The sequence below is a fragment of the Synechocystis sp. LEGE 06083 genome, assembly GCF_015207725.1.
In the GTDB taxonomy this organism is placed as follows: domain Bacteria; phylum Cyanobacteriota; class Cyanobacteriia; order Cyanobacteriales; family Microcystaceae; genus Synechocystis; species Synechocystis salina.
Genome location: NZ_JADEWJ010000316.1, coordinates 1 through 4003, shown reverse-complemented (window position 1 = coordinate 4003; position 4003 = coordinate 1). Strand labels below are relative to the sequence as shown.

At 52.6% G+C, this 4003-nt stretch carries 4 protein-coding genes; all 4 read left to right on the top strand.

Translation table 11 applies throughout. The features are described 5' to 3' along the window. A partial coding sequence (locus IQ219_RS17565; protein WP_228017299.1) for a response regulator occupies positions 1–1196 on the top strand: 1196 nt, incomplete at its 5' end. Positions 1197–1404: 208 nt separating this feature from the next. Then, positions 1405–1770 (top strand): response regulator transcription factor, encoded by a 366-nt coding sequence (locus IQ219_RS17560; RefSeq protein ID WP_190596709.1) that lies wholly within the window; start codon positions 1405–1407, stop codon positions 1768–1770. 59 nt (positions 1771–1829) lie between these two features. Then, positions 1830–2381, top strand: coding sequence for a chemotaxis protein CheW (locus IQ219_RS17555; protein ID WP_194073464.1), 552 nt, complete (start codon positions 1830–1832; stop codon positions 2379–2381). Positions 2382–2451: 70 nt separating this feature from the next. Beyond that, positions 2452–4003, top strand: a 1552-nt coding sequence (locus IQ219_RS17550) for a HAMP domain-containing protein (protein ID WP_368667632.1), incomplete at its 3' end; no start/stop codon positions are given.

The window sequence follows — 4003 nt, the reverse complement described above, 5'->3', positions numbered from 1 at the left end:
GATATACACATCAATCTTGTGAAAACGCCATGCAGGGAACCCTGAACGAAATTGATCTCCGGAGTATCCTGCGGCTCATTGCATTGGGCCAGCGGACGGGAGAACTTTTCGTTGAGGTTCATCCCCATCAGGGTCGTGGTCGGATTTTGCCCGACAAAGTAGGCTACTGGTTTCTCTTTTTTGTGGACGGCAAGTTGGTCTATGCCGCTGACCAAGACTGTGGCCAGTTGCTCCGCCTCCAAGACTATCTCCGCCACCATGACATTGCTATTCCCCTGGGGGAAATGGAACTAGAAAGCCTGGCCCTGAACCACATTCCTGAATACGCCTGTTTGTGGCAATTACTTTCCAAAAATATTCTTACCCCCGCCCAAGCCCACCGCATTGTTTTGGGCATGGTGCAGGAGGTGTTGTTTGATGTGCTGAGTTTACGCCAGGGAAATTTTGTCTTCGCCTTAGGTTCCGCCCTAGAGCCCGCCCTCACTTCCTTTCCCGTCACTCCCCTATTGGCCCAGGCGGGGCAACAAATCCAAGCTTGGAAGCAGTTATATCTCCGCATCCAGTCCCCCGACCAACCAGTGGCGATCGCCAAGGATCCGGCATTAACCAACAAAATACCGTCCAAATTTGCCCAGCATTTCCGTAGTTGGACCGATGGGGCCATCCCCCTACGGCAGATCTCCCGCTACCTACAAAAAAATCTGCCCGCCATTGCCCATGGCCTCTACCCCTACATCGAATCGGGGGCGATCGAAATATTTCCAGCCCATGAATCCCACAGTGAGACGGATCCAGCCTGGGAAACCTTGACAGACCACACCATTCATAAAGTTGTTTGCCTTGACGACGACTATGCCATCGGTAAACAAATTGAACTTTTTTTGACCAGTCAAAACCCAAACTGTGAAGTAGTGGTGCTCCAAGATCCCCTGCAGGCCATGACCACCCTATTGACTCTGCAACCCGACTTGATCCTCTGCGACATCACCATGCCCCACCTAGATGGCTATGAAATCTGTCGCATGATCCGCCATTCCCAGCGTCTACGGACCACTCCGATCATTATGCTCACCGGCAAGGAAGCCTACCTCGACCGACTCCTAGCCCGGATGGCCGGGGCCACAGACTATCTGACTAAGCCCTTTACCCAACAAGAACTAATTTCATTAGTTGAATCCTACTGTAAAAAATCATGAGCCGTTGACCATTGTCCCCAGTCCCTATCCCCATCCCCTGTTACACCACCGACAATTTTGCGGTAAATTGTCAACACCAATGGGCTCCCCAGCAAAAAATAATACTGACTGAATTGTTAAGGGAGCGACTATGATGGAAAATAAACCAGGCAGGATTCGCCAATTTGCTTCGGATCCAGGTTTGCAATGCCAAGCAGAAAGGACTTTTATGAACGCAGTTTTGCTGGTTGAAGACAGCTCTAGTCAGCGCGAGATGATATCTGGCATCCTCAAAGACCATGGCTGGCAGGTCACCATCGCCTGTGATGGGGTAGAGGCCTTAGAAAAATTGCAGAGTTTCAGTCCGGACCTGGTGGTGCTGGATATTGTTATGCCCCGCATGAACGGCTATGAGGTTTGTCGGCGCATCAAATCCGATCCGAAAACAAAAAATGTGCCGGTGATTATGTGTTCCTCTAAGGGGGAGGAATTTGATCGTTTTTGGGGCATGCGCCAGGGGGCCGACGCCTATATCGCCAAACCCTTTCAGCCGATGGAATTGGTGGGCACCATTAAACAACTCCTGCGCAATTAATTGTGGGGATTTTATGAGACTTGGGTTATGGTTGTTCAGGGTCTTAGGTAGGGAAATCTATGGTTAGTTCTAATCCCGCTGATATTTTCATTGATGGCAAGCAGGAATTGGATCCGGCGTTTCAGGAACTGCAGGCCCTGGAAGGGGAGCTTCATCTCAGGTTTTATTTGCCCTCCCGGGAAGAATTTGCCCTGCCAGCGGTTTCCATTCGGGAAGTGATGCAACAGGAACCAGACCGCATTACCCCCATCCCCAACGCTTCGCCCCTATTGTTAGGAACTATTAACCTCCGGGGTCAGGTCATTTGGGTAGCAGACCTGGGTCGTTTTCTGGGGAATAATGTCAATCTCAACACTGACCGGGCGGAAATTCCCGTCATTGCGGTGGAAGATCAAGAAACACTTTTGGGTTTGGCGATCGACTCCCTCGGTAATATGGAATGGTTGGATACGGACAATCTTCAGCCGGCCAACGATGTGCCGGATCATATTGCCCCCTACGTCCAGGGAGAGTGGCAGATTCCCGCTGACGGTGCCCCGTCTTCTCCCCCCCAAATTTTGCGCCTTCTAGACCATGTGGCGCTACTCCGATCCGCCCGCTGGGCAACTTGATATATCCGGCTGAGGCAATCAATTTTATTCACCTTGGCCCACCTAAAATCCGACTGAGGAAACCGGCAAAATGGCAACAGAAACCAATTTTTCGCAGCTTTATGGGTTGGCCTACGCCGCCTATGGACAGGGGAATTATCAAGAAGCTTCTTCCCACATTGAACAATTGGCCGCTGATTTTCCTGAAGATCCCAATGTGCTATTGCTCCGGGGACACATCTATGTCGGCCTGGAACAATACGCCCTAGCCCACCAAGCTTATCAGGGGGTAATCCGGCTTTCCGATCGCCAGGATTTAATCGACTGTGCTAACCAGGCCCTGGGGCAAATCAAAGAGGAGGGGCCGGGGGGCAATGGAGCGAAGGACTCCTTTGGCCAGGATTGGCAAAGTGAGGTTGATTCCGTTGATCGTTCCATGGCCTGGGAAACGGGAATATTCACCGAGGAGGATTTTGGTGAGCCCACCTTGGGTAGTGTACCTACCCCCACCAATCCTGGCATGGATCATCCCTTTGGCCGTAGCTCTGGATCCGGTTCTTTTAGCACCAGTGGGGCCAGGAGTTACGAAATTGAAAACCTAGATTGGAGTCCGGAAGCTTTTACCGATGACCTGGACTCGGACGATGAACAGACCATGATGCCCCAAACCGGTGAATCTACCTTTGTGGTGCCACCGGCTTTCGGTGAAGGGATAGCGGATTTTGCTGATTTGGCGGCGGATGTCTCGGCGGCGGGCATTGGCGGGACAGAGGGCACCGAACATCCCCAATATCAAGCTTGGGATGGGGGCGACTGGAGTGAAGCCCTAGGTTTAGACGATCCTGAAGCCTTGGCTGCGGCCCCTACCCCCACCTCTGGCAATTATGGCGCTGGCAACAACTTACCGAGCTTTGATGCGTTTGAGGAAGGGGTTGACGATGAGTTGTCCGATTTTAACCTGACGGACATTGCCCCAGAGTTGCCCGATTCTTCCCTCTTTACCCAAACCACCGGTCTGGATATGAGCCCTGTGGACCGGGTCGATGACACCCAAGGCGGTGATGCAGTGGCCCATGGAGGTAATGCCCCCCCACCGGGCATGGCCACTTGGTTAAAACCAGAGGGGGCCGCCACCGGGGATTTATCCAGCGCCACTAGTCCCTTTAATGACCGCCCCACCAGCGAAGTAGATGCGGGTTTTCTCGGTTGGTTCACCAATGCTTCCCTGTTTAAAAAGCAAATTTACATGGCGATCGCCTCCGGTGTATTTTCCGGGTTCGTTGTGTTGGTATTGGGTAGCATAGTGGGGCTGGGGGGAGCACCTCAAAATGTGCCGGCTCCTCCAGGGGAAACCACCACCGAAGCTCCTGCGGAAGGAGCTCCCGCAGAGGGCCAGGCCCCAGAGAAAGAACCGGGTAAAGCTTCCCTCCTCAACCTCGCCCTCCTCACAGCCATCGCCACGGCGATCGGGGTCTTTTTGATCAATCGACTCCTGATGCAACAGATTAAGAGCATTATTGACGACCTGCAAAATCAGTTTGAATCCATCTACGAAGGAAATTTCAATGTCCGGGCCAAGGTGCGATCCGAGGACGAATTGGGGGCTTTGACCCAGCGGTTCAACTACATTTCCCAGGTTATTC

Bases quoted from the DNA above. Each gene is read 5' to 3' on its own strand.
- IQ219_RS17560 (WP_190596709.1), top strand. From the start codon at position 1,405: ATGAACGCAGTTTTGCTGGTTGAAGACAGCTCTAGTCAGCGCGAGATG.
- IQ219_RS17555 (WP_194073464.1), top strand. From the start codon at position 1,830: ATGGTTAGTTCTAATCCCGCTGATATTTTCATTGATGGCAAGCAGGAA.